This is a genomic window from Staphylococcus caledonicus, from assembly GCF_016238465.1.
GTDB classification, from domain to species: domain Bacteria; phylum Bacillota; class Bacilli; order Staphylococcales; family Staphylococcaceae; genus Staphylococcus; species Staphylococcus caledonicus.
In genome coordinates this window covers 1-1,531 of record NZ_JABTXV010000013.1, presented here as the reverse complement: position 1 = coordinate 1,531, position 1,531 = coordinate 1, and the positions used below count along the sequence as shown (strand labels likewise).

Annotated in this window: 2 rRNA genes; both read left to right on the top strand. The window is 43.4% G+C overall.

Annotation, left to right across the window (positions count from 1 at the left end):
• Positions 1 to 534: ribosomal RNA gene (locus tag HS848_RS12465) — 16S ribosomal RNA — on the top strand; the annotation flags it as partial.
• A 360-nt stretch (positions 535 to 894) separates the two neighbouring features.
• Positions 895 to 1,531: ribosomal RNA gene (locus tag HS848_RS12460) — 23S ribosomal RNA — on the top strand; the annotation flags it as partial.

Genomic DNA, 1,531 nt, shown 5'->3' with positions numbered 1-1,531 from the left:
TAGAGATAGAGTTTTCCCCTTCGGGGGACAAAGTGACAGGTGGTGCATGGTTGTCGTCAGCTCGTGTCGTGAGATGTTGGGTTAAGTCCCGCAACGAGCGCAACCCTTAAACTTAGTTGCCAGCATTTAGTTGGGCACTCTAAGTTGACTGCCGGTGACAAACCGGAGGAAGGTGGGGATGACGTCAAATCATCATGCCCCTTATGATTTGGGCTACACACGTGCTACAATGGACAATACAAAGGGCAGCGAAACCGCGAGGTCAAGCAAATCCCATAAAGTTGTTCTCAGTTCGGATTGTAGTCTGCAACTCGACTACATGAAGCTGGAATCGCTAGTAATCGTAGATCAGCATGCTACGGTGAATACGTTCCCGGGTCTTGTACACACCGCCCGTCACACCACGAGAGTTTGTAACACCCGAAGCCGGTGGAGTAACCATTTTGGAGCTAGCCGTCGAAGGTGGGACAAATGATTGGGGTGAAGTCGTAACAAGGTAGCCGTATCGGAAGGTGCGGCTGGATCACCTCCTTTCTAAGGATATATTCGGAACACCTCGTAGAGGTGAAGGAATAACGTGACATATTGTATTCAGTTTTGAATGTTTATTGAAACATTCAACAATTAAATGAAGATTGCATAAGATATTATATTTTGGTATAATACTTTATTGTGATTATTGATTTAAATGATTGTACATTGAAAACTAGATAAGTAAGTAAATTAGATTTTACCAAGCAAAACCGAGTGAATTAGAGTGTTAAAGCTTTGAATTCATTAAAAATATAATCGCTAGTGTTCGAAAGAACACTCACAAGATTAATAACAGGTTTTAAACTTGTACTTTAAATTGTTTATCATTTGATAGACATTTAGAGTCTGGTGGAAAACATAGATTAAGTTATTAAGGGCGCACGGTGGATGCCTTGGCACTAGAAGCCGACGAAGGACGTTACTAACGACGATATGCTTTGGGTAGCTGTAAGTAAGCGTTGATCCAGAGATTTCCGAATGGGGAAACCCAGCACGAGTTATGTCGTGTTATCGACAAGTGAATTCATAGCTTGTCCGAAGGCAGACCCGGAGAACTGAAACATCTTAGTACCCGGAGGAAGAGAAAGAAAAATCGATTCCCTGAGTAGCGGCGAGCGAAACGGGAAGAGCCCAAACCAATAAGCTTGCTTATTGGGGTTGTAGGACACTCTGTACGGAGTTACAAAAGAATATATTAAACGAATCATCTGGAAAGTTGAATCAAAGAAGGTAATAATCCTGTAGTTGAAAATATATTCTCTCTTGAGTGGATCCTGAGTACGACGGAGCACGTGAAATTCCGTCGGAATCTGGGAGGACCATCTCCCAAGGCTAAATACTCTCTAGTGACCGATAGTGAACCAGTACCGTGAGGGAAAGGTGAAAAGTACCCCGGAAGGGGAGTGAAAGAGAACTTGAAACCGTGTGCTTACAAGTAGTCAGAGCCCGTTAATGGGTGATGGCGTGCCTTTTGTAGAATGAACCGGCGAGTTACGAT